Source organism: Amaricoccus sp. (assembly GCF_017993425.1).
GTDB lineage: Bacteria > Pseudomonadota > Alphaproteobacteria > Rhodobacterales > Rhodobacteraceae > Amaricoccus.
Window position 1 is genome coordinate 18,905 of the sequence record NZ_JAGOMQ010000012.1, and the last position, 19,629, is coordinate 38,533.

The following is a 19,629-nucleotide window of genomic DNA, read 5'->3' on the forward strand; positions in this document are numbered from 1 at the left end:
CCCGCCTCCGCCCGCGCCGGGCCCCTTTAGCGCAAGCGTTTGTGGATGGGAACTCGCGGCGACCGCGCAAAGGCCACACCGACTATCCAATATGGCGAATTTTGTATGTTGGTATACACGTCATGGTTGACTCGCGGACCATGCGCCGGCAGAGAATCCAATCGCGGTCGCCTCAGCGTCCGGACGTAGTGCCTTGAACCCATTCCAACCGGAGGTTGAGTTGACCTGGCTTGTCGATGTTGAGTTCCGTACCAGCCCCATCCACGGCACGGGCATCTTTGCGCGCAAAACGATCAAGGCCGGAAACGTTATCTGGCGCTACGATCCCAGCATGCACGCCTGCGACCGCAAGGAGATGGTGGCGCTCTCCGCCCGCACGCTGTCCTTCGCGCTGCACGGCGGCTACCTGCACAAGCCCTCGGGCAAGTTCCTCTGGTACAAGGACGGCATGCAGTACATGAACCACGGCGAGGGCGACATCGCCAACGTGGGCCTCGCCTACTGGCCGACGCTGCAGGAGGACCACACCGTGGCGCTCCGCGACATCGCGCCCGGCGAGGAGCTGCGCGAGGATTACGGCTTCTGGGCGGACGGCGGGCTCGCCTCGGACCACTGGCTGAACCCGCTCTACCGGCGGCACTGCCCGCACCACCTCAGCTTCCTGCAGAGCCTCGCCGCCCCGGCGACCACCTTCGCAGCAGCCTGACCACCCCATTTCCCGAGCGCAGCTCCGGAGCGGACGGGCAGGCGCCCGCCCCTCCGGGTCGCACGACGGCCTGACGCCAGCCCCGCCCGCGTGCGCCGGGCCGCGTCCGCTCCCGCCGGCCCGGCCGCCCCCCAGGCGATCCGTCACGTCGTCGCTAGCCTTCCGGCAGCGACATCAGCCGGCGGACGGTCCGCATCAGCTCCTCGATCATGATCGGCTTCGAGATGACGTCGGAGAAGCCCGCCGCGAGGCAGGCGTCCCGGACCTTCTCGGCGACGCTCGCCGTCACCGCGACGATCGGCGGCGCGGCAGGATCGCTGGCGAGGATCTCCGACACCGCCGAGAACCCGTCGAGCCGCGGCATCTGCAGGTCCATCAGCACGAGGAGCGGGCGATGGGTCCGCGTCATCTCCACGCCCTCGCGGCCGTCGGTGGCGACGAGGCTCGAATAGCCGTGCTTGCCGAGCATCGAGCGCAGGATGAGCGCGTTGGTCTGGTTGTCCTCGACGATGAGGATCGGGGCGCCGAGGCGTGCGGCGAGGACCGAATCATGCAGCATCGCGGTTCTCTCCTGTCTCGCTGGCGAGGGCGAACTCCGCGGCGAAGACGAAGCTCGACCCGATGCCCTGGGCGCTCGACACGGTGATGTCTCCCTCCATCATCCGGGCGAGCCGGCGGCTGATGGCGAGGCCGAGCCCGGTCCCCTCGGTGGTGCGCGACAGCGAGTTGTCGACACGGTAGAACCGCTCGAAGATCCGCGGCAGCGCCTCGGGCGGTATGCCGGGGCCGGTGTCGGTGACCCGGATCTCCACGCGCATCCGGTCGTTCGCGGCCTCGCGCACCTGCGCCTCGAGGCGCACCCGGCCGCGGCTGGTGAACTTGACCGCGTTGCCGAGGAGGTTGGTCGCGATCTGGCGCATCGCGCGCTCGTCGCCCTCGAGCGTCACGCCGGCGAGCGCGCGCGCGTCCACCTCGAAGCCGATGCCCTTCCGCTCCGCGGCGAGGCGCATCATCTCGGTGACGTCGCGGATCGTCGCGGCCGGACGGAACGACTCGACCACGAGCTGCCGCGCGCCACCCTCGATCTGGCTGAGCTCCAGCAGGTCGGTGATGAGCGACAGCTGCGTCTGCGCCGAGGAGAACAGCACGCCGACGAGCTCGCGCTGCTCGTCGTCGAGGTCGGTCATGCGCAGGAGCTGCGCCGCGCCGAGGATGCCGTTCATCGGCGTGCGGATCTCGTGGCTGACGTTCGAGAGGAACTCGCTCTTGCTGCGGTCGGCCGCGGTGGCGTCCTCGAGCGCCTGCTCGAGGCGGCGCGCCCAGCCGACCGCCAGCCAGGAGCTGACGGCGCTGATCGCCACCACGACGTGGAAGGCGAGCGCGAGCGGCGCGGCGACGCTGCGCAGGATGCTCGCGCCGGGCCGCGGGGCGGCCCAGACGATCTCGCCGAGGAGCGCGCCGCCGCCGTCGTAGAGCGGCACCGAGGCCTGGCCGGGGCCGGGCTCGTCGGCGAGCGCGAGGTCGTCGATCAGCAGGCTGGAGCCGATCTGCGCCAGCCGGTCGCCCGACAGGCGGATGCCGTGGATCTGGATCGGCGCCGCCGCCCTGTCGATCACCTGGTCGACAGGGCTCAGCCGCGACACCGCGAAGATCCAGGGCTCGCCGTTCACGCGCTCGATCAGCGTGCGGGTCGCCGGGGTGGAGACCTCGGGCTGGGCCTCCAGCAGGTCGACGAGCGCGTCGACGATCGCCGGCGACAGCAGGTCGGTCTCCCCCTCGCGCGGCGAGCCGCTGACCCAGCCGTAGGGCGCACGCCCGCCCGCGCCCGCCACCAGCAGCATGTCGATGGTGCCGATCTCGGCGGCGGCGGTGCCGATGTTGCTGTAGAGCCAGTGCCGGTCGCCCTCGATCACCGCGTCATAGGCCTCGTCCCAGATCGAGTAGTCCTTGACGAGGGTGAAGGTCCGGGTGCGCAGCTCCGACACCCCGGTCGAGACCATCCGCACCGACGACGCCTCGGCGAGCTTGTTGTGCTCGGCCGAGATCCAGAGGGTCGTGGAGAGCACCACGCCGATCAGCAGCACCACCCCGCAGGCGTGGAGCGCGACGAGGCGCCGCGAAAGCCGCAGGGCGCCGCGGCCGTCGCGCGGGTCAAGGTCCGGCTGGTCCGTGACAATCCGGGCGGTAATGGCGAGGATCCTCCCTGGTCGCAGTCCAAGGGCAACGCATGGTCCGCCTGAACCTTACGCAGGGTATGCCCTCGCGGCCGGAATGTCGAGAGAAAATCGCCACCGGGGGTTGAGTAGATCGGCGGATAAGCGCCTGAGGCGTGTGCTCCGCCCAACGTCGGCAGGGCTTGGCCGGGCTGCGCTTGACCGCGGGGGCGCCGGGGAATACCTCGGGCGGGCGTGGGCCTGTAGCTCAACGGTTAGAGCAGAGCGCTCATAACGCTTTGGCTGCAGGTTCGAATCCTGCCGGGCCTACCACGTCCTTCCCTGCCTCCGATCCCGGTTCCGGGCGGTCTTCGCCCGGAGAGAGGCGCGCGGATGGCCTGTAAGCCGGATTCTGTGCCCGCCCCTCGCGGGGCGGCGACGACCATTCCTCTAGGCCCGGCCTTGCGGACGGGCTCGAGCAGCCTACCCGGATCGCATGGGCGGGAGAAACCTGGACCCGGAGGTCCGCGCGATCCCTATTCGGCCTTGCTCCTGGCGGGGCTTGCCGTGCCGCCGGCGTCGCCGCCGGCGCGGTGGGCTCTTACCCCACCGTTTCACCCTTGCCGCCCCGGAGGGCGGCGGTCTGATCTCTGTGGCGCTTTCCCTCGGGTCTCCCCGGGCGGGCGTTACCCGCCGCCATCTCTCCCTGGAGTCCGGACTTTCCTCGCGGGCCTTGCGGCCCCCGCGGCCGTCCGGCCATCCGCGCCGGGCTGACTTAGGCCATGCCGGCTTCCAACGCAAGAAACGGCTCGCGGCGGACGGCGGGGCGGGGCATGGTCGCGGCCGGACCGGGGGGAGACCACGCATGCCGCCTGCCGCGATCGGGCCGATGAGCGGGAAGGACTGGGGGGCGCTCGTCGCGCTCTCGGTGCTCTGGGGCGGGTCGTTCTTCTTCAACGCCGTCGCGGTCGGCGCGCTGCCGGTGCTGACGATCGTGGCGGCGCGGGTGAGCATCGCGGCGGCGATCCTGCTCGTCGTGGCGGGGGCGACGGGGGCGGCGCTGCCCCGGGGGCGGACGGCGTGGAGCGCCTGCCTCGTCATGGCGATGCTGAGCAACGTCATCCCCTTCAGCCTGATCGTGTGGAGCCAGCAGTTCCTCGCCTCCGGGGTCGCGGCGGTGCTGAACGCGACCACGCCCCTCTTCACCGTGGTCCTCGCCCACTGGCTGACCCGGGACGAGCGGCTGACCGGGGGGCGGATCGCCGGGGCGCTGGTCGGGCTCGCGGGGGTCGCCGTGCTGATGGGGCCGGCGGCGCTGTCCGGGCTCGGGGGCGCGCTGCCGGCGCAGCTGGCGGGGCTGGCGGCGGCGACGTCCTATGCGCTCGCGGCGATCTACGGGCGGCGGTTCCGCACGCTCGGGGTGACGCCGCTCGCCGCGGCGACGGGGCAGCTGATGATGGCGAGCCTCGTCCTCGTCCCGCTCGCCGCGGCGGTCGATGCGCCGTGGCGGCTCGGCTATCCGGGGCCGGCGGCCCTGGGGGCGATCCTCGGGCTGGCCGCGCTGTCGACGGCGCTCGCCTACCTGATCTATTTCCGGCTGCTCGCCTCGGCCGGGGCGACCAACGCGGCGCTGGTGACCCTGCTGGTGCCCGTCAGCGCCATCCTGCTCGGCGTCGTCGCGCTCGGCGAGCGGCTGACCCTGCAGGAGGTCGGCGGCATGGCGCTGATCGCGCTGGGGCTGTCGGCGATCGACGGGAGGCTGTGGCGAGCCCTGAAACGTCCCACAGTACGACGCAGGTCAACGGACTGATTTCATTTATCTTTCAAGTTATCCATAGGCTTATCCACAAGACCGCGGAGGGTCGAGACGTCCTCTGCCGCGAGGGGCCCGGAGGCCCAGGGCCGGAAGCGCAGGCGGAAGGCGGCGAGGGCGATCTCCCAGTCGCCGCCGGGCGCGTGGTAGCCGGCGGCCGTCGCGGCGGCGCGGAAGGCGGCCGGGTCGGCGGGCGAGGGCGGCGCGGCGGCCGGCCAGACGGCGAGGCCGGCCCGCGCGAGCCGGCGCCAGTCGAACTTCGGCCCGGGGTCGGCCTTGCGGCCCGGGGCCATGTCGGAATGAGCGATCACGCCGGCGGGCGGAATGCGCCAGCGCGCGAGGATGCCGGCGAGGAGCCGCTCCAGCGCCGCCATCTGCGGCTCGGGGAACGGCGGGAAGCCGGCGAGCGGGCCGGGATTGGCGAGCTCGATGCCGATCGAGCGGGAGTTGACGTCGGTCACCGCCCCCCAGGCGCCGGCGCCGGCGTGCCAGGCACGCATCTCCTCGTCGACCAGCCGCCAGGTGCGGCCGTCCTCGGCGACCAGCCAGTGGGCGGAGACCTCCGCCGCCGGGTCGCGCAGGCGGTCGAGCGCGGCCTCGGCGGTGGCCATCGCCGTGTGGTGGAGGACGACGAGGTCGGGGACCGCCCCGCCGCGGCGCGGGCCGAAGTTCGGGCTGGGGGCCTCGATGGGGGTCACGCGCGGCGGTCCCGCCGGAGGGACCGGCCTCGGCGGGACAGGAGGCGCAACCACCGCCGGGGCAAGGGATCTCGCCCGCCCCGCGAGGCCGTCAGAGCTTCAGCTGGCGATAGGGCTCGGGGTCGAACGAGCAGGCGAAGCCGTCGCCGTCGGGGTCGAGGCCGCGCGGGTCGGCGTTCGGGCCGCCGGCGGCGAGGAAGGCGCGCTGCGCCGCATCGGCGCTCGGGTAGCCGCCGCAGCCGCCGCCGATGCCTGGCCGGCGCTGATACATCCGCTGCCCGACCTGGTTGGTCGACTGCTGGGCGTAGAGCGTGACGTTGACGCTGGAATCCGCATGGGGGACCGAGCTCTGCGTCGGCTGGACCACCACCAGCTGCGAGCGCGCCTCGGCCAGCTCGCGCTCGGCGATGCGGGCGTCGATCTTCTGCTGCTCGATCGTGTAGAGCGTCAGGTTCAGGTTGTCGTCGTCGAGGGGCGTGCCGTGCTCGGGCAGCGGCGCCGCGCCCGGCGTCGCCGGATCGGCCAGCGCCGTCTCGATCGTCGAGGTGAAGTCGCCGCCCCCGCCGGAGGAGGAGGCGCTGGTCGTCGGGACCTGGGTGATGACCGGATCGGTCGGCACCGTGATGTCGCCGCTCGTGCAGGCGGCGAGGCCCCCGGCGAGGCCGCCGAACAGCAGGATCGCATTCAGACGCATTGCGCGCACACCTCTCTGGGGTCCGACCGGGTCGTTCCCGCCACTCGTCACCACCATTGTCCGGGTTTCGCCGCGAATCCGCAAGCGCGCTCGATCGCGAAGGCCGCGTCGAGCATCCCCTTCTCGTCCCAGGGCCGGCCGATCAGCTGCAGGCCGAGCGGCAGGCCGGCCGCGTCGAGGCCGGCGGGGACCGCGACGCCGGGTAGGCCGGCGAGGTTCACCGTCACCGTGAACACGTCGTTGAGATACATCTGCACCGGGTCGGCGTCGGCCATGTCGCCGATGCCGAAGGCCGCCGAGGGGGTGGCCGGCGTCAGGATGGCGTCGACGCCGGCGGCGAAGGCGGTCTCGAAGTCGCGGCGGATCAGCGTGCGGACCTTCTGCGCGCGCAGGTAGTAGGCGTCGTAGAAGCCGGCCGAGAGGACGTAGGTCCCGATCATGATCCGGCGCTGCACCTCGCGGCCGAAGCCCTCGGCGCGGGTGCGCTCGTAGAGCTCGGTCACGCCCTCCTGCGCGCCGATGCGGGCGCGGCGGCCGTAGCGTACGCCGTCGTAGCGGGCGAGGTTGGACGAGGCCTCGGCCGGGGCGATCACGTAATAGGCGGGGAGCGCGTATTTCGTGTGGGGGAGCGAGATCTCGACGATCTCGGCCCCGGCGTCGCGGAGCATCTCGGCGCCCTTGCCCCAGAGCGCCTCGATCTCGGCGGGCATCCCCTCGACGCGGTATTCCTTCGGCACGCCGATGCGCCTGCCGCGGAGGTCGCCCTTGAGGCCGGAGGCGAAGTCCTCGTCGGGGCGGTTGGCCGAGGTCGAGTCCTTCGGGTCGTGGCCGGCCATGGCGGAGAGCAGGATGGCGGCGTCGGTGACCGACTTCGCCATCGGCCCGGCCTGGTCGAGCGAGGAGGCGAAGGCGACGATGCCCCAGCGCGAGCAGCGGCCGTAGGTGGGCTTGACCCCGACGATGCCGGCGAAGGCCGCCGGCTGGCGGATCGAGCCGCCGGTGTCGGTGCCGGTCGCGCCGAGGCAGAGGTCGGCGGCGACCGCCGCGGCCGAGCCGCCGGAGGAGCCGCCGGGAGTGAGCGGCGTGTCGTCGCCCCGCCGGCGCCAGGGGCTGATCGCCGGGCCGAAGGCGGAGCTCTCGGTCGACGAGCCCATGGCGAACTCGTCCATGTTGAGCTTGCCGAGGGTGACCGCGCCGCGCGCGCGCAGGCGCGCGGTGACGGTGCTCTCGTAGGGCGGGCGGAAGCCTTCGAGGATGCGCGAGGCGGCCTGCGCCGGCGCGCCCTCGACGCAGAAGAGGTCCTTGATCCCGAGCGGCACGCCGCAGAGGTCCGGCGCGTCGCCCAGCGCGAGGCGGGCGTCGGCGGCGGCGGCCTGCGCGCGGGCGAGGTCGGGGGTGAGCGGCGTGAAGGCGTTGAGCGCGGCGGCGGCCTCGGCGCTGGCGAGGCAGTCCTCGGTCAGCTCGGCGGCGGTGAAGTCGCCGGCGCGCAGGCGGTCGCGCGCCTCGGCCAGGGTCAGACGCGAGAGCTCGCCCACTATTCCACCACCTTCGGCACGGCGAAGAAGCCCCGGCGCGGGTCGGGGGCGTTGGCGAGGATGCGCTCCGGCTCGGAGCCGGCGGTGACGCGGTCCTCGCGGAGCGGCAGCGCCATGGGGGTGACCGAGGTCATCGGCTCGACGCCCTCGACGTCGACCTCGCGGAGCTGCTCCATGAAGCCGAGGATGCCGGAAAGCTCGGCGGCGACGCGGTCGAGGTCGGCGTCGCTGACCTCGATCCGGGCGAGATGGGCCACGCGGCGCGCGGTTTCCTTGTCGATCGACATGGCGGTCCTCGGGACGATGGCGCCGTTTAGCCGCGCGGGGCGGGCTTCGCAAGGTCGCGGTCGTGGCGGACGAGGACGGCGATCATCCAGCCGAGCATCGCGCCGTTGAGGAGGTGCCAGAGGAAATGCGTGCCGATGGGCAGCGCCGGGCAGACGGCGGCGTCGATGGTGCGGAAGGCCAGCGAGGCGGCGAGGAGGCCGGCGCCGATGGCGAGGCCGCGCGCCGTGGCGGGGGCGCGCCCGCGGAGCGCGAGGGCGAAGCCGGCGATCAGGATCGGCACGGGCAGGTAGGAGACCGAGCCGTTGAGCGGGCCGGTCACCGCCGCGATGGCGCGGGCGCCGAGGATGTCGGCCGGGACGAAGGCCGCGACGGCGGCGAGGCCGGCCCACCCCGGCAGGCGGAAGAAGCGGGTGGTGGCGAGGTGGAGATAGACGAGGATGAAGACCTGGATCGGGATGACGTCCGCCGCGAGCGCCCAGCGCTCGGCATGGGTGTGGAACAGGAACGAGCCGACGCCGATGGCGGCGAGGATCGCGACGAGCAGCCGGGCGCCCGGGTCGCGGCGTTCGCCGAGCATCCGCCAGCAGGCGAGGGCGGCGAGGAGGAAGGCGGCGTTCGAGACGGCGTTGAGCGGCTCGGACCAGTAGGACGGGTCGGTGCGCTCGCAGTAGTTGTCGAGGGGGGCAAACCAGTCCATCACTCCTCCCCGGGGCCGTCGGGGGCCGGGATAGCATGATCGGGAGGGGTGCGGAATGAAGCTGACATGGCTCGGGCATTCGGGGTTCCGGATGGAGATCGCGGACCAGGTGCTGCTGCTCGACCCGTGGCTGGAGGGGAACCCGGCCTTCGACAGCGCCCGCAAGGCCGAGGCGATCGCCGGCGCGACGCATATCCTGATCAGCCACGGGCATTTCGACCATGCGAGCGAGGTGCCGCAGATAGCAGTCGAGCTCGGCATCCCGATCGTCGGCATCTTCGACCTGACGAGCCACTGGGAGAAGAAGCACGGGGTGAAGGCCATCGGCTTCAACCGGGGCGGCACGGTGGCGCTGGGGGGCGTGAAGGTGACGATGGTGAACGCCACGCATTCCTCGTCCTGGGGCGGCTCGGAGGGGCCGGTCTATGGCGGGTCGGAGTCGGGGTTCATGATCGCGGGCGAGGGCCGGACGGTCTATTTCTCCGGCGACACCGACGTGATGGCCGACATGGGCGTCTTCGAGGCGCTGCACCACCCGGAGATCGGCATCCTCTGCGCCGGCGGCCACTTCACCATGGACATGGCCCGGGCGGCCTATGCGGCGCGGACGTTCTTCAACTTCCGCACGGTGATCCCCTGCCACTACAAGACCTTTCCGCTGCTGGAGCAGTCGGCGGAGAAGCTGCGCGAGGGCCTGCCGGGGGTCGACGTGATCGAGCCCGAGGTGATGGTCCCGATCGACCTCTGAGCCCGGCCCGCGCACACCACACGACAGTGGAGCCGAAGCCCGGCCGGAACCAGGTCGCGACGGCGCCGCCAGACGGATTTGACCCGTGGCAAATCCGTCCGCGATCGCCCCTCGGGGGGCGAGCGCGATTCCGCGCTCGCCGGGGCGCTCACGGACGGATTGCGCGCTCCCGCAGAAATCTTCACCCCTGACGACCTCCGCGCCAACGCGCTCCGGTCGTCGGCGCGGCGAAAGCCTTGCTTTCGCTTGTCGCGCCGTGGCCTCGCGGGCAAAGCCCGCTTCGGTCGGGCCCGGCCCGGCATAGGGCGGCGACGGGTCCGTGTCGTGCAGGTGTGTGTCGCACAGTGCGATGCAGGTCAAATATCTGATCTCACTCTGATATTTAGTTATCCGTAGGTTTATCCACAGGCCTTCGGGGCTGCCTCTGGCGGGCCGCGCTCGTCCGACCGGACGGGTCGTCGGCGGCGCCCGGGTCCGTCCGGAAAGCGGGGCCCGCCGGGGCGGGACGGGTGAGGACGACGCGCCGGCGCTTGCGCGCTCCGGGGGCGACGGTAGAAGGGAGGCCCCGTCAGAGCCGAGGCCCCCCGTGACCGCCGAGATGCTGCTTCCCGACGCCGAGGCGACCGCGCGGCTGGCGCGCGCCGTGGGCGCGCGGCTGCGGGCCGGGGACGTGGTGGCGCTGTCGGGGGGGCTCGGGGCGGGCAAGAGCCACTTCGCCCGCAGCCTGATCGCCGACCGGCTCGCCGCGCTGGGGCGGCGGGAGGACATCCCCTCGCCGAGCTACACGCTGGCGCAGACCTACGACCTCGGGGGCGAGGAGCTCTGGCACGTCGACCTCTACCGGCTCGGCTCGGCCGACGAGGCGGCGGAGCTCGGGCTCGAGGAGGCCTTCGCGGCGGCGATCTGCCTCGTCGAATGGCCCGACCGCCTCGGCGCCGGCCTGCCGGCCCGGCGGCTCGACGTCGGGCTCGACTTCGGCGCGGCGGCGGACGCGCGGATCGCCCGGATCGCGCCGCGGGGCGGCGGCTGGGACTGGCTGGACGCGGCGCTGGCGGAAGCCCGGGCGGGCGGCGCATGAGCGGGCGGCGCATGAGCGGGCGGGGGGCGGCGACCTTCCTTGCGGCGGCCGGACGGGCGGCGGCGCCGCGCGGCGGGCGCGCCCCGGCGCGGCCCGGCATGGGGCCGCCGCTTCCGCCCGGCTTCGGGCTCGGCCCCGGCGCGGCGGAGGGGCGCGGCCGGGACCGGCCGGACGCCGCGCGGCGGGTCTCATGCAGGCCAGTCGCTGGCGAGCGACGCGGGCCGTCGCGGCGGGCCGCCGGAAGCGGAAGCTTCGCATCCCCCGGCGCGACGCCTGCAGAGGCGGGGGGCGCCCGATGAGCGGGCGCGCGGAGGCGATCGACGGGTTCCTCGCGGCGGCCGGGTGGACCGGGGCGGCGCGGACGCCGCTCGCCGGGGACGCCTCGGCGCGGTCCTATGTGCGGCTGGCGCGGGGGGCGGACCGGGCGATGCTGATGGACGTGCCGCCGGAGAGCGGGCTCGTCGTCGCGCCGTTCCTCGCGGTGACCGACTGGCTGCGCGGGCTCGGGCTGAGCGCCCCGGAGGTGTGGGCGGCCGACCGGGCGGCGGGGCTCGTGCTGCTCGAGGACCTCGGCGACGACCTCTTCCTGCGGCTCGCCGCCCGGCCGGGGCGGGAGGAAGGGCTCTATGCCGCCGCGGTGGACCTGCTCGCCGACCTGCAGGCCGCGCCCCTGCCCGCGGCGACCGCCGACTGGGCCCCGCCGCCCTACGACCGGGCGGTGCTGATGCGCGAGATGCGGCTCGTCCCTGAATGGTATCTGCCGGCCGCGACCGGGCGGGCGGTCCCGCCCGACCTGGCGGCGGAGTACGACGCGGCGGTGGAGACGATCGTGGCGATCGCCCTGGCGGAGCCGCCGACGGCGGTGCTGCGCGACTACCATGCCGAGAACCTGCTCTGGTTGCCGGAGCGCGTCGGGCACGCGCGGGTGGGGCTGCTCGACTATCAGGACCTGCTGGTCGGCGCGCCGGCCTACGACCTCGTGTCGCTGCTCGGCGACGCGCGGCGGGACGTCCCGCCCGGGCTCGCCGCGGCGATGACGGCGCGCTATCTGGCGCGGACGCGGCGGAAGGCGGAGGGCTTCGCGCGGAGCGCCGCGGCGCTCGGGGCGCAGCGGAACCTGAAGATCCTCGGGCTCTTCGTGCGGCTGGCGGAGCGGGACGGCAAGCGGGGGTATCTGCGCCACCTGCCGCGGGTGTGGTTGCATCTGATGCGGGACCTGGGGCACCCGGACCTCGCCGGGGTGGCGGGGTTTGTCGCGGCGCATGTGCCGCCCCCGGCGGGGATTGCGTGATGGCGGGGCCTGCTTCCGCGATGATCCTCGCCGCGGGGCCCGGCGCCCGGGCGGGAGCGCGCGGCCGACGGGTCGTCGGGCTCCCGGTGCGGCGGGCGGAGCGGGACGGCAAGCGGGGGTGTCCGCGGCGCCTGCCGTGGGCGAGGGGGCATCTGATCCGCCCTTCGGTTGATCCCTTCTCCGCAATCTCGACGATATCTCCCCGGACCGCATCTTGCCGGGTCTCCAGTGGAGACCCGCGCGGTCCGTCGGGCCTCGCCGAAGCGAGGCCCGAGAGGGGCGCCGATTTCCCCGTCGCGCGCAATCGCGGCGCGCCTCCCGGCTGGCGCGGAATCGCGCCTGCCCCGGGCGGGCAGGCGCGGCGCGATTTGTCACTCGCCAAATCGCGCGGAGACATCTGCCAGCGTGTCGCGTCGATCCGGCTGAAAAGCGCGGGAACGTATCAGGCGATTCCCGTATGATGCAGGACCTGCGGCTTCCGGACCTCGCCCGGGTGGCGGCCATCGTCGCGGCGACGCCCGCGGGGGGGCGGTGATGGCGGGACCGGCTTCCGCGATGATCTTCGCCGCCGGGCTCGGGACCCGGATGGGGGCGCTGACCCGCGACCGGCCGAAGCCGCTGATCCGGGTCGGCGAGGCGACGCTGCTCGACCATGCGCTCGCGATCCTGCGCGGGGCCGGGATCGGGCGGATCGTGGTCAACGCCCATGCCCATGCCGGGCAGGTGGAGGCGCATCTGGCGGAGGTCGCGCCCGAGGCGGCGGTGTCGTTCGAGTCGGTGCTGCTGGAGACCGGCGGCGGGCTGAAGGCGGCCTTGCCGCTGCTCGCGCCGGGGCCGGTCCTGACGCTCAACGCCGACATGGTCTGGCGGGGGCCGAACCCGGCCGCGGCGCTGGCGGCGGCGTGGGACGGAGCGCGGATGGGGGCGCTGCTGGCGCTCGTGCCGCGCGCGGCGGCCCTGGGGCACGCGGGCGCGGGCGACTTCCGGCTCGGACCGGACGGGCGGCTGGCGCGGCGCGGCGGCGCGGCGACGGCGCCCTTCGTCTATGCGGGGGCGCAGGTGATCGACCCGGCGGCGCTGGAGGATTTCGAGCCGGGGGCGTTCTCGCTCAACCGGGTCTGGGACGCGCTTCTCGCCGAGGGGCGGCTCTACGGGCTGGTCTGGCCCGGCCGCTGGGTGGACGTGGGCCGCCCGGAGGGGATCGCGCTCGCCGAGGCGGAGCTGGCGCGATGAGGGCCGGGGGACCCGGTGATCGCCCTGGACAGGCGCCGCCGGAGGCGCTGGCGCGGGGGGAGATCCGGACGAGCGCCCGGCGGGCGCCGAGGGCCGCCCCTACCGACGGGCCGGCAGGATGATGAGGCTGTTTTCCCCCTCCGACGGGCCGCGGGTGTTCGGCCTGCCCCCCGGGGCGGATGTGTGCCGGGCGCTGGTGGCCGGGATCGACGCGCGGCTCGGCGAGGCGCCGCCGGAGGCGCTGGCGCGGGTGGAGATCTGGACGAACACCCGGCGGGCGCGGCGGGCGCTGATGGCGGCCTATGCCGGGGGGCCGGCGCGGCTGCTGCCGCGGATCCGGGTGGTGGCGGAGCTGGCCAACGACCCCGGCGCGCCGGCGGGCTTGCCGGGGGCGGCGTCGGCGCTGGCGCGGCGGCTCGATCTGGCGCGGCTGGTGCGGGCGCTGCTCGCCGCCGAGCCGGGGCTCGCGCCGGCGAGCGCGGCCTTCGACCTCGCCGACGGGCTCGCCGATCTCGTCGACGAGATGGAGGGCGAGGGCGTGCCGGTCGCGGCGCTGCGCGGCCTCGACGCCGGCGATCATGCGCTGCACTGGCAGCGGAGCCTCGGGTTCCTCGCGATCCTCGACGACTACGTCGCGGCCGACCCGGCGGCGGAGGCGCAGGGGCGGATGCGGGCGGCGGCGGACGCGCTGGCGGCGCGCTGGGCGGAGGACCCGCCGCGGCATCCGGTGATCGTCGCGGGCTCGACCGGGTCGCGGGGACCGACGCGGGCCTTCATGGCGGCGGTGGCGCGGCTGCCGCAGGGGGCGCTGGTGCTGCCGGGCTTCGACGCGACGACGCCGGCCTCGGTCTGGGCGCGGCTCGGGGCCGGCGACGCCGGCGCGGCGGACCACCCGCAGGCGGGGTTCCGCCGGCTCGCGGACGCGCTCGGCTTCGCGCCGGGGGACGTAGCGCCCTGGGACGCCGCGCCGCCGCCCGCGCCGGCGCGGAACCGGCTGGTGGCGCTGGCGCTCCGGCCGGCGCCGGTGACGGGGCAGTGGCGGGAAGAGGGGACGGCGCTGGTCCCGGAGCTCGGCGCGGCGCTGGCCGGGGTGGACTGGATCGAGGCGCCGGACCCGCGGGCCGAGGCGCGGACGCTGGCGCTGCTGCTGCGCGGCGCGGCGGAGCAGGGGGAGCGCGCGGCGCTGGTGACCCCGGACCGGGCGCTGGCGCGGCGGGTCGGGGCGGAGCTGGGGCGCTGGGGCCTCCGGCCCGACGACAGCGCCGGGCGGCCGCTGGCGCTGACCCCGCCCGGGGTGCTGCTGCGCCAGCTCGCGGCGCTGGCGGGGGCGCCGCCGACCCCGGCGGCGCTGCTGGCGCTGCTGACGCATCCGCTGACCGCGAGCGGCGCGGGGGACCGGGCGACCCATCGCCGGCTGACGGCGCGGCTGGAGCTGAAGGCGCTGCGCGGCGGCGCGCCGGTCGTCGACTGGGCCGCCCTCGCCGACTGGGCGGCCGAGGCGGGGCCGGAGGCGGCGGAGTGGATCGGCTGGGTCGAGGCGGCGCTCGCGCCGGTGACGCAGGACGGCGGCGGGACGACGCTGGCGGAGCGGACGGCGCGGCTCCGGGCCGCCGCGGAGGCGCTGGCGGCCGGTCCGGGCGGCCTCGCGGCAGGCCGGGGCGACGGCGGGACGGCGGCTGACGGCGCAACGGGGGCCCGGACGGGCGACGCCCGGGGAGCGGGTCCGGAGGGTGGCTCCCCTGCGCTCCGGGACGGCGCGGCAGGCCCTGACGGCGCCGCAGCGCCCCGACCGGACGGCACGCCGAAGCCGGGAGGCGGCGCGCAGGCGCTGTGGGACAAGGCGGCGGGGATCGAGGCGCGGGCGATGCTCGACGGGCTGGCGGCCGCGGCGGGCGGGTTCGGGCCGATAGGGGCGGAGGACTTCCGCGCGCTGCTCGCCACGCTGGCGAACGGGCGGGACGTGCCGGAGGAGGCCGTCGTCACCCACCCGGGCGTCGCCATCTGGGGCACGCTGGAGGCGCGGGTGCAGAGCGCCGACCTGACGCTGCTTGCCGGCCTCAACGAGGGCGTCTGGCCGCGGCTCCCCGGCGCGGACGCCTGGCTGAGCCGGCCGATGCGCCGGGCGCTGGGGCTGCCGAGCCCCGAGCGGGTGGTCGGCCTCGCGGCACACGACTTCCAGCAGGCCGCCGCCGCCGGGCGGGTGGTGCTGTCGCGGTCGGCGCGCGACGCCGAGGGGCCGACGGTGCCCTCGCGCTGGCTGCTGCGGCTCGAGAACCTGCTCGGCGGGCTCGGGCCGGAGGGCGCCGGGGCGCTCGCCGCGGCGAAGGCGCGGGGGGCGGCCGCCGTGGCCATGGCGGCGCTCCTCGACCGGCCCGAGGCGGCGGTCGCGCCGGCGGGGCGGCCCTGCCCGCGGCCGCCGGCGGCGGCGCGGCCGGCCTCGCTCAGCGTGACCGACCTCGACCAGCTGGTGCGCGACCCCTACGCCGTCTATGCCCGCCGGGTGCTGCGGCTGCGGCCGCTCGACCCGCTCGGGCGCGCCCCGGACGCGCTGGAGCGCGGCTCGGCGATCCACGGCGCGCTGGAGGCCTTCCTCGCCGCGACCGAGGCCGGGCTGCCGGAGGACCCGCGCCCGGCCTGGGACGCCGCCTGCGCCGCGGCGCTCGCCGCGGCCGCCCCGTGGCCGGCGGTGCGGGCGGCCTGGGCGGCGCGGCTCGGCCGGGCGGCGGACTGGTTCCTCGCCGGCGAGGCGGAGCGGCGGGCGCGCGCGGCGCCGCTGGCGCGCGAGATCCGGGGCGCGCGCGCCCTGGAGGGGACGCCGCTCCCCTGTGCGGTGGTGGCCAAGGCGGACCGGATCGACCGCGACGACAGCGGCGGCTACGCGATCTACGACTACAAGTCCGGCGGCCTGCCGGGCGGCGCGGAGGCGGCCTATCACCTCCAGCTCCACATCGAGGCGGCGATCGCCGCGGCGGGCGGCTTTCCCGACCTGCCGCCGGGGCCGGCGGCGCATCTGGAGCTGCTCGGGCTCGGGTCGCGGCGGGCGCGGGAGATCGCCGCCGACCCGGAGGCGTTCTGGCCGCGGCTCGCCGCGCTGGTCGGGCGCCACCAGGACGAGGCCTCGGGCTTCGTCGCGCGGCTGCGGCCGGGGCTGATCGGCTTTCCCGGCGACTACGACCACCTCGCGCGCCGCGGCGAATGGGCCGACGGCGACGACCCCGCCGTCGAGGACGTCGGATGACCGGGGCGGCACGGATCGCGGCGGCGTGGTCGGGTCGGATCGGCTTTCCGGGCGACTGCGACCTCGCGCGGCGCGTCGCGCGGGCGCGCGGCGCCGGCCCGGCGGTCGAGGACGCCCGATGACCGAGGCGGCGCGGGCGCAGATCGCGGCGGCGCGGCCGGGGGCGTCGAGCTGGGTCTCGGCCAACGCCGGCTCCGGCAAGACCCGGGTGCTGACCGACCGGGTGGCCCGGCTCCTGCTCGCCGGCGCCGAGCCCGGGCGCATCCTCTGCCTCACCTACACCAAGGCCGCCGCGGCGGAGATGCAGACGCGACTCTTCCGCACGCTCGGCGCCTGGGCGATGCTGCCCGACGCGGAGCTGCGCGACGCGCTCACGCTGGTCGGCGAGCCGGGCGACAGCCTCCCCGCCGACAGGCTGGAGCACGCCCGCACCCTCTTCGCGCGGGCGCTGGAGACCCCGGGCGGGCTCAAAATCCAGACGATCCACGCCTTCTGCGACGGCCTCCTGCGGCGCTTTCCGCTCGAGGCCGGCGTGCCGCCGCGCTTCGTGGTGCTGGAGGAACGGCAGGCGAAGGCGCTCCGCGCCGAGACGCTCGACGCGCTGGCCGCCGCCGGCGCGCCCGAGTTCGCCGCGCTCGCGCCCTGGCTCAGCCGCGACGACCTCGACCCGCTCCTCGCCGAGATCGGCCAGCGCCGCGCCGCCTTCGCCGCCCCCTTCGACCCTGCGGCCCTCGCCCGCGCCTTCGGCGTCGACCCCGACCGCCCCGTCCCGCCGCTGGCGCTCGACGAGGCCGAAATCTCCGCCCTGCGCGCCGTCGCCGCCGCGGCGGCGGGAAGCGGACCGGCCGACCGCAAGGTCGCCGAGGCGCTGGCCGAGGCGCTGCACGCCGCCGACCCGGCGACGCGGCAGGAGCTGCTTGAGGTCGCCCTCCTCAACCAGACCGGAGCCGAGGCCTTCCAGCCGCGGGGGAAGTTCCCGACGAAGGGCCTGCGCGCCGCGCATCCCGCGCTCTTCGCCGACGCCGACGCCATCGCCCGGCGGGTCGCGGACGAGCGCGTCGGCCGGCTCGCCTGGGCGGGGTTCGAGAAATCCGTGGCGCTCAACCGCTTCGCCCGCGTCTGGCTCGCCGCGCTCGGCGCGCGCAAGGCGGCGCGCGGGCTCCTCGACTTCGACGACCTCGTGGACCGCGCCGGCGCGCTCCTCGGCCGGGCGGACGTGGCCGCCTGGGTGCTGTGGCGGCTCGACGGCGGGCTCGACCACATCCTCGTCGACGAGGCGCAGGACACCAGCCCGGCGCAGTGGCGGGTGATCGAGGCGATCTCCGGCGAGTTCTTCGCGGGCCTCGGCGCGCGCGGCGACGCGCGCCGGACCCTCTTCGTCGTCGGCGACGAGAAGCAGTCGATCTACAGCTTCCAGGGCGCCGACCCGGCCGCCTTCGGCACGATGCGCGAGCGCTTCGCCCGGATGCTCGACGACATGGGCGAGGCGCTGGCGCAGTGCGACCTGCTCTGGTCGTTCCGCTCGGCCCCGCCGATCCTCGCGGTCGTCGACGCGACCTTCGCCGGGCCGGCCGGCGCCGGCCTCGCCCGGGCGCGCCACGAGCCGATCGCCGCGGACGCGCCCGGCCGGGTCGAGCTCTGGCCCTTCGCCCCCAAGCCCGACCGCGTCGACGAGGGACCCTGGGACGACCCCGCCCTCCCCGCCGCGGCAGACGATCCCGTCGAGGCGCTGGCCCGGCGCATCGCCACGACCATCCGCGGCTGGCTCGACGCCCGCCGCGCGCTGCCGGGGACCGGGCGCGCCATCGCGGCCGGCGACGTCGCCATCCTGGTGCAGCGGCGCGGGCCGATCTTCGACGCGACGATCCGGGCGCTGAAGCGCGCCGGCGTGCCGGTCGCCGGGGCGGACCTGCTGCGCGTCGGCGCCGAGCTCGCCGTGCGCGACCTCCTCGCCGCGCTGCGGGTGGTCGCGACCGAGGCCGACGACCTGTCGCTCGCCGCCCTGCTGCGGAGCCCGCTCGGCGGGGTGACGGAGGCGGGGCTCTACCGGCTGGCGCAGCCGCGGGAAGGCTCGCTCTGGCGGGCGCTCATGGCCGCGCCGGACGCCCCGGCGATCCGCGCGACGCTCGTCGACCTGCGGGCGCAGGCGGATTTCCTGCGGCCCTTCGAGCTCCTGCAACGGCTCCTCGTGCGCCACGACGGCCGGCGGCTGCTGGTCGCCCGGCTGGGCGCCGAGGCCGAGGACGGCGTCGACGCGCTCCTCGACCAGGCCCTCGCCTACGAGCAGGTCGAGCCGCCGAGCCTCGTCGGCTTCCTCGCCTTCATGGACCGCGAGGCCGTGACGGTGAAGCGGCGGCTCGACGAGGCGGCCGACCAGGTGCGGGTGATGACCGTCCACGGCGCCAAGGGGCTGGAGAGCGAGATCGTCATCCTGCCCGACACCGCCGCCCGCCAGGAGGGCGGGCTCCTGCCGCAGGTGCTGCCGCTCGGCGACGGGCTGGCCGGCTGGCGGGTCAACAAGGACGAGGCCCCCGTGGCGATCGCGGCCGCCGAGGCGCGGCGCAAGGCCGCGGCGGCCGAGGAGAACAACCGCCTCCTCTACGTGGCGCTGACCCGGGCGCGGCGCTGGCTGATCGTCGCCGGGGCGGGCGCCGACGGGCCGGACAGCTGGCACCGGCTGGTCGAGGCCGGGCTGCGCCGCGCCGGCGCCATCGACGAGCCCGGGCCGGCGGGGCCGGTCCTCGCCCTCGCCGCCGGCTGGCGCTCCGGGGCGGCCGACGCCGTCGCGGCCCGCGGCGCGGCGGCGACGCTGCCCGACTGGGCCGGGCGGCGGCCGCCGGCCCCCGCCGCCGGGCCGCCGCCGGTCTCGCCCTCGGGGCTCGGCGGCGCCCACGCGCTGCCCGGCGAAGGTCTCGACGAGGCCGCTGCCCTCGCCCGCGGCGCAGCGCTGCACCGGATGCTGGAGGCGCTGCCCGGGCGGCCGCAGGCGGAGTGGCCGGCGCTCGCCGCGCGGCTCGCGCCGCTCGCCGCGCCGGACGTGCTGGCCGAGGCGGCGGCGCTGCTCCTCGACCCGGCGCTCGCGTTCCTGTGGGAGCCCGGCGTGCTGGCCGAGGTCGACGTCACCGCGCCGCTCGCCGCGCTCGGAGGGGCGCGGATGCTCGGGCGGATCGACCGGCTGGCGGTCGGGCCGGAGCGGGTGCTGGCGGTGGACTTCAAGTCGAACCGCGTGGCGCCCTCGACCGCGGAGGCGACCCCCGAGGCGATCCTGCGGCAGATGGGGGCCTACGCCGCGGCGCTGGCGCTGGTCTGGCCCGGGCGGCGGGTGGAGACGGCGGTGCTCTGGACCCGCCCGCGCCGGCTCATGCCCCTGCCCCCGGGGCTCGTCGCGGCGGCGCTGACGCGCGCGGGGCCCCTCCTTGACCCGGGCGGAGGGGCTCCATAGGTTCCTTGCCAACCT

16 protein-coding genes, 1 tRNA gene and 1 other RNA gene are annotated in these 19,629 nt (G+C 75.8%); 10 read left to right on the forward strand and 8 right to left on the reverse strand.

Features of this window, described 5'->3' with window-relative positions; all coding sequences use genetic code 11:
* The first annotated feature begins 220 nt into the window (after positions 1-220).
* On the forward strand, positions 221-706 hold the full coding sequence (locus tag KBB57_RS07570) for an SET domain-containing protein-lysine N-methyltransferase (RefSeq protein ID WP_367272663.1): 486 nt from the start codon (positions 221-223) through the stop codon (positions 704-706).
* Between the two features lie 154 nt (positions 707-860).
* On the opposite strand, the gene KBB57_RS07575 is transcribed toward KBB57_RS07570, so the two are convergent.
* Both KBB57_RS07575 and KBB57_RS07580 read right to left on the reverse strand, forming a co-directional pair.
* Positions 861-1,265 carry a response regulator gene (locus tag KBB57_RS07575; RefSeq protein ID WP_290748277.1) on the reverse strand — a complete coding sequence of 135 codons (405 nt, stop codon included), beginning with the start codon at positions 1,263-1,265 and terminating at the stop codon, positions 861-863.
* Positions 1,255-2,790, reverse strand: coding sequence for an ATP-binding protein (locus KBB57_RS07580; RefSeq protein WP_290748280.1), 1,536 nt, complete (start codon positions 2,788-2,790; stop codon positions 1,255-1,257). Before KBB57_RS07580 ends, KBB57_RS07575 begins: the two co-directional genes overlap by 11 nt.
* A gap of 326 nt (positions 2,791-3,116) precedes the next feature.
* On the opposite strand from KBB57_RS07580, the gene KBB57_RS07585 reads away from it, so the two are divergent.
* A tRNA-Ile gene (locus KBB57_RS07585) sits at positions 3,117-3,192 on the forward strand.
* 52 nt (positions 3,193-3,244) lie between these two features.
* Here KBB57_RS07585 and rnpB read toward each other — a convergent pair.
* Positions 3,245-3,623, reverse strand: an RNA gene (gene rnpB / locus KBB57_RS07590) — RNase P RNA component class A.
* Positions 3,624-3,724: 101 nt separating this feature from the next.
* On the opposite strand from rnpB, the gene KBB57_RS07595 reads away from it, so the two are divergent.
* The gene (locus KBB57_RS07595; RefSeq protein WP_290748282.1) at positions 3,725-4,669 is read left to right on the forward strand and encodes a DMT family transporter; all 945 of its coding nucleotides are present in this window, start codon (positions 3,725-3,727) and stop codon (positions 4,667-4,669) included.
* Between the two features lie 2 nt (positions 4,670-4,671).
* Here the strand turns inward: KBB57_RS07595 and KBB57_RS07600 are convergent, their stop codons facing one another.
* From KBB57_RS07600 to KBB57_RS07620, 5 genes are all read right to left on the reverse strand, one after another.
* Positions 4,672-5,370 (reverse strand): N-acetylmuramoyl-L-alanine amidase, encoded by a 699-nt coding sequence (locus tag KBB57_RS07600; protein WP_290748285.1) that lies wholly within the window; start codon positions 5,368-5,370, stop codon positions 4,672-4,674.
* Positions 5,371-5,461: 91 nt separating this feature from the next.
* The gene (locus KBB57_RS07605; RefSeq protein ID WP_290748288.1) at positions 5,462-6,064 is read right to left on the reverse strand and encodes a hypothetical protein; all 603 of its coding nucleotides are present in this window, start codon (positions 6,062-6,064) and stop codon (positions 5,462-5,464) included.
* Between the two features lie 47 nt (positions 6,065-6,111).
* Positions 6,112-7,599 carry an Asp-tRNA(Asn)/Glu-tRNA(Gln) amidotransferase subunit GatA gene (gatA, locus tag KBB57_RS07610; RefSeq protein WP_290748291.1) on the reverse strand — a complete coding sequence of 496 codons (1,488 nt, stop codon included), beginning with the start codon at positions 7,597-7,599 and terminating at the stop codon, positions 6,112-6,114.
* Complete coding sequence (gene gatC, locus KBB57_RS07615; RefSeq protein WP_290748294.1) at positions 7,599-7,886, reverse strand: Asp-tRNA(Asn)/Glu-tRNA(Gln) amidotransferase subunit GatC; 288 nt, start codon at positions 7,884-7,886, stop codon at positions 7,599-7,601. The genes gatA and gatC overlap by 1 nt, the downstream gene beginning before the upstream one ends.
* Before the next feature lie 26 nt (positions 7,887-7,912).
* Positions 7,913-8,584: a ceramidase domain-containing protein gene (locus KBB57_RS07620; protein WP_290748297.1), complete on the reverse strand. Its 672-nt coding sequence runs from the start codon at positions 8,582-8,584 to the stop codon at positions 7,913-7,915.
* 55 nt (positions 8,585-8,639) lie between these two features.
* On the opposite strand from KBB57_RS07620, the gene KBB57_RS07625 reads away from it, so the two are divergent.
* From KBB57_RS07625 to addA, 7 genes are all read left to right on the forward strand, one after another.
* Positions 8,640-9,332, forward strand: a complete 693-nt coding sequence (locus tag KBB57_RS07625) for a metal-dependent hydrolase (RefSeq protein ID WP_290748299.1) — start codon at positions 8,640-8,642, stop codon at positions 9,330-9,332.
* A gap of 598 nt (positions 9,333-9,930) precedes the next feature.
* The gene (gene tsaE / locus KBB57_RS07630; RefSeq protein WP_290748422.1) at positions 9,931-10,410 is read left to right on the forward strand and encodes a tRNA (adenosine(37)-N6)-threonylcarbamoyltransferase complex ATPase subunit type 1 TsaE; all 480 of its coding nucleotides are present in this window, start codon (positions 9,931-9,933) and stop codon (positions 10,408-10,410) included.
* A gap of 295 nt (positions 10,411-10,705) precedes the next feature.
* Positions 10,706-11,701 (forward strand): phosphotransferase, encoded by a 996-nt coding sequence (locus tag KBB57_RS07635; RefSeq protein WP_290748301.1) that lies wholly within the window; start codon positions 10,706-10,708, stop codon positions 11,699-11,701.
* Between the two features lie 534 nt (positions 11,702-12,235).
* Complete coding sequence (locus KBB57_RS07640; protein ID WP_290748303.1) at positions 12,236-12,934, forward strand: nucleotidyltransferase family protein; 699 nt, start codon at positions 12,236-12,238, stop codon at positions 12,932-12,934.
* Between the two features lie 121 nt (positions 12,935-13,055).
* Entirely contained in the window at positions 13,056-16,172 is a 3,117-nt protein-coding gene (locus tag KBB57_RS07645; protein ID WP_290748305.1) for a PD-(D/E)XK nuclease family protein, read from the forward strand.
* Positions 16,169-16,294: a hypothetical protein gene (locus KBB57_RS07650; protein ID WP_290748308.1), complete on the forward strand. Its 126-nt coding sequence runs from the start codon at positions 16,169-16,171 to the stop codon at positions 16,292-16,294. The genes KBB57_RS07645 and KBB57_RS07650 overlap by 4 nt, the downstream gene beginning before the upstream one ends.
* Positions 16,291-19,614: a double-strand break repair helicase AddA gene (gene addA / locus KBB57_RS07655; protein ID WP_290748310.1), complete on the forward strand. Its 3,324-nt coding sequence runs from the start codon at positions 16,291-16,293 to the stop codon at positions 19,612-19,614. The genes KBB57_RS07650 and addA overlap by 4 nt, the downstream gene beginning before the upstream one ends.
* Positions 19,615-19,629 lie beyond the last annotated feature (15 nt).

Excerpts from the sequence above, each read along its gene's own strand:
- KBB57_RS07640 (WP_290748303.1), top strand. The coding sequence starts at position 12,236 with ATGGCGGGACCGGCTTCCGCGATGATCTTCGCCGCCGGGCTCGGGACC.
- KBB57_RS07595 (WP_290748282.1), top strand. The coding sequence starts at position 3,725 with ATGCCGCCTGCCGCGATCGGGCCGATGAGCGGGAAGGACTGGGGGGCG.
- tsaE (WP_290748422.1), top strand. The coding sequence starts at position 9,931 with ATGCTGCTTCCCGACGCCGAGGCGACCGCGCGGCTGGCGCGCGCCGTG.
- KBB57_RS07645 (WP_290748305.1), top strand. The coding sequence starts at position 13,056 with ATGAGGCTGTTTTCCCCCTCCGACGGGCCGCGGGTGTTCGGCCTGCCC.
- KBB57_RS07620 (WP_290748297.1), bottom strand. The coding sequence starts at position 8,584 with ATGGACTGGTTTGCCCCCCTCGACAACTACTGCGAGCGCACCGACCCG.
- addA (WP_290748310.1), top strand. The coding sequence starts at position 16,291 with ATGACCGAGGCGGCGCGGGCGCAGATCGCGGCGGCGCGGCCGGGGGCG.
- KBB57_RS07575 (WP_290748277.1), bottom strand. The coding sequence starts at position 1,265 with ATGCTGCATGATTCGGTCCTCGCCGCACGCCTCGGCGCCCCGATCCTC.
- KBB57_RS07650 (WP_290748308.1), top strand. The coding sequence starts at position 16,169 with ATGACCGGGGCGGCACGGATCGCGGCGGCGTGGTCGGGTCGGATCGGC.
- KBB57_RS07625 (WP_290748299.1), top strand. The coding sequence starts at position 8,640 with ATGAAGCTGACATGGCTCGGGCATTCGGGGTTCCGGATGGAGATCGCG.
- gatC (WP_290748294.1), bottom strand. The coding sequence starts at position 7,886 with ATGTCGATCGACAAGGAAACCGCGCGCCGCGTGGCCCATCTCGCCCGG.
- KBB57_RS07605 (WP_290748288.1), bottom strand. The coding sequence starts at position 6,064 with ATGCGTCTGAATGCGATCCTGCTGTTCGGCGGCCTCGCCGGGGGCCTC.
- KBB57_RS07635 (WP_290748301.1), top strand. The coding sequence starts at position 10,706 with ATGAGCGGGCGCGCGGAGGCGATCGACGGGTTCCTCGCGGCGGCCGGG.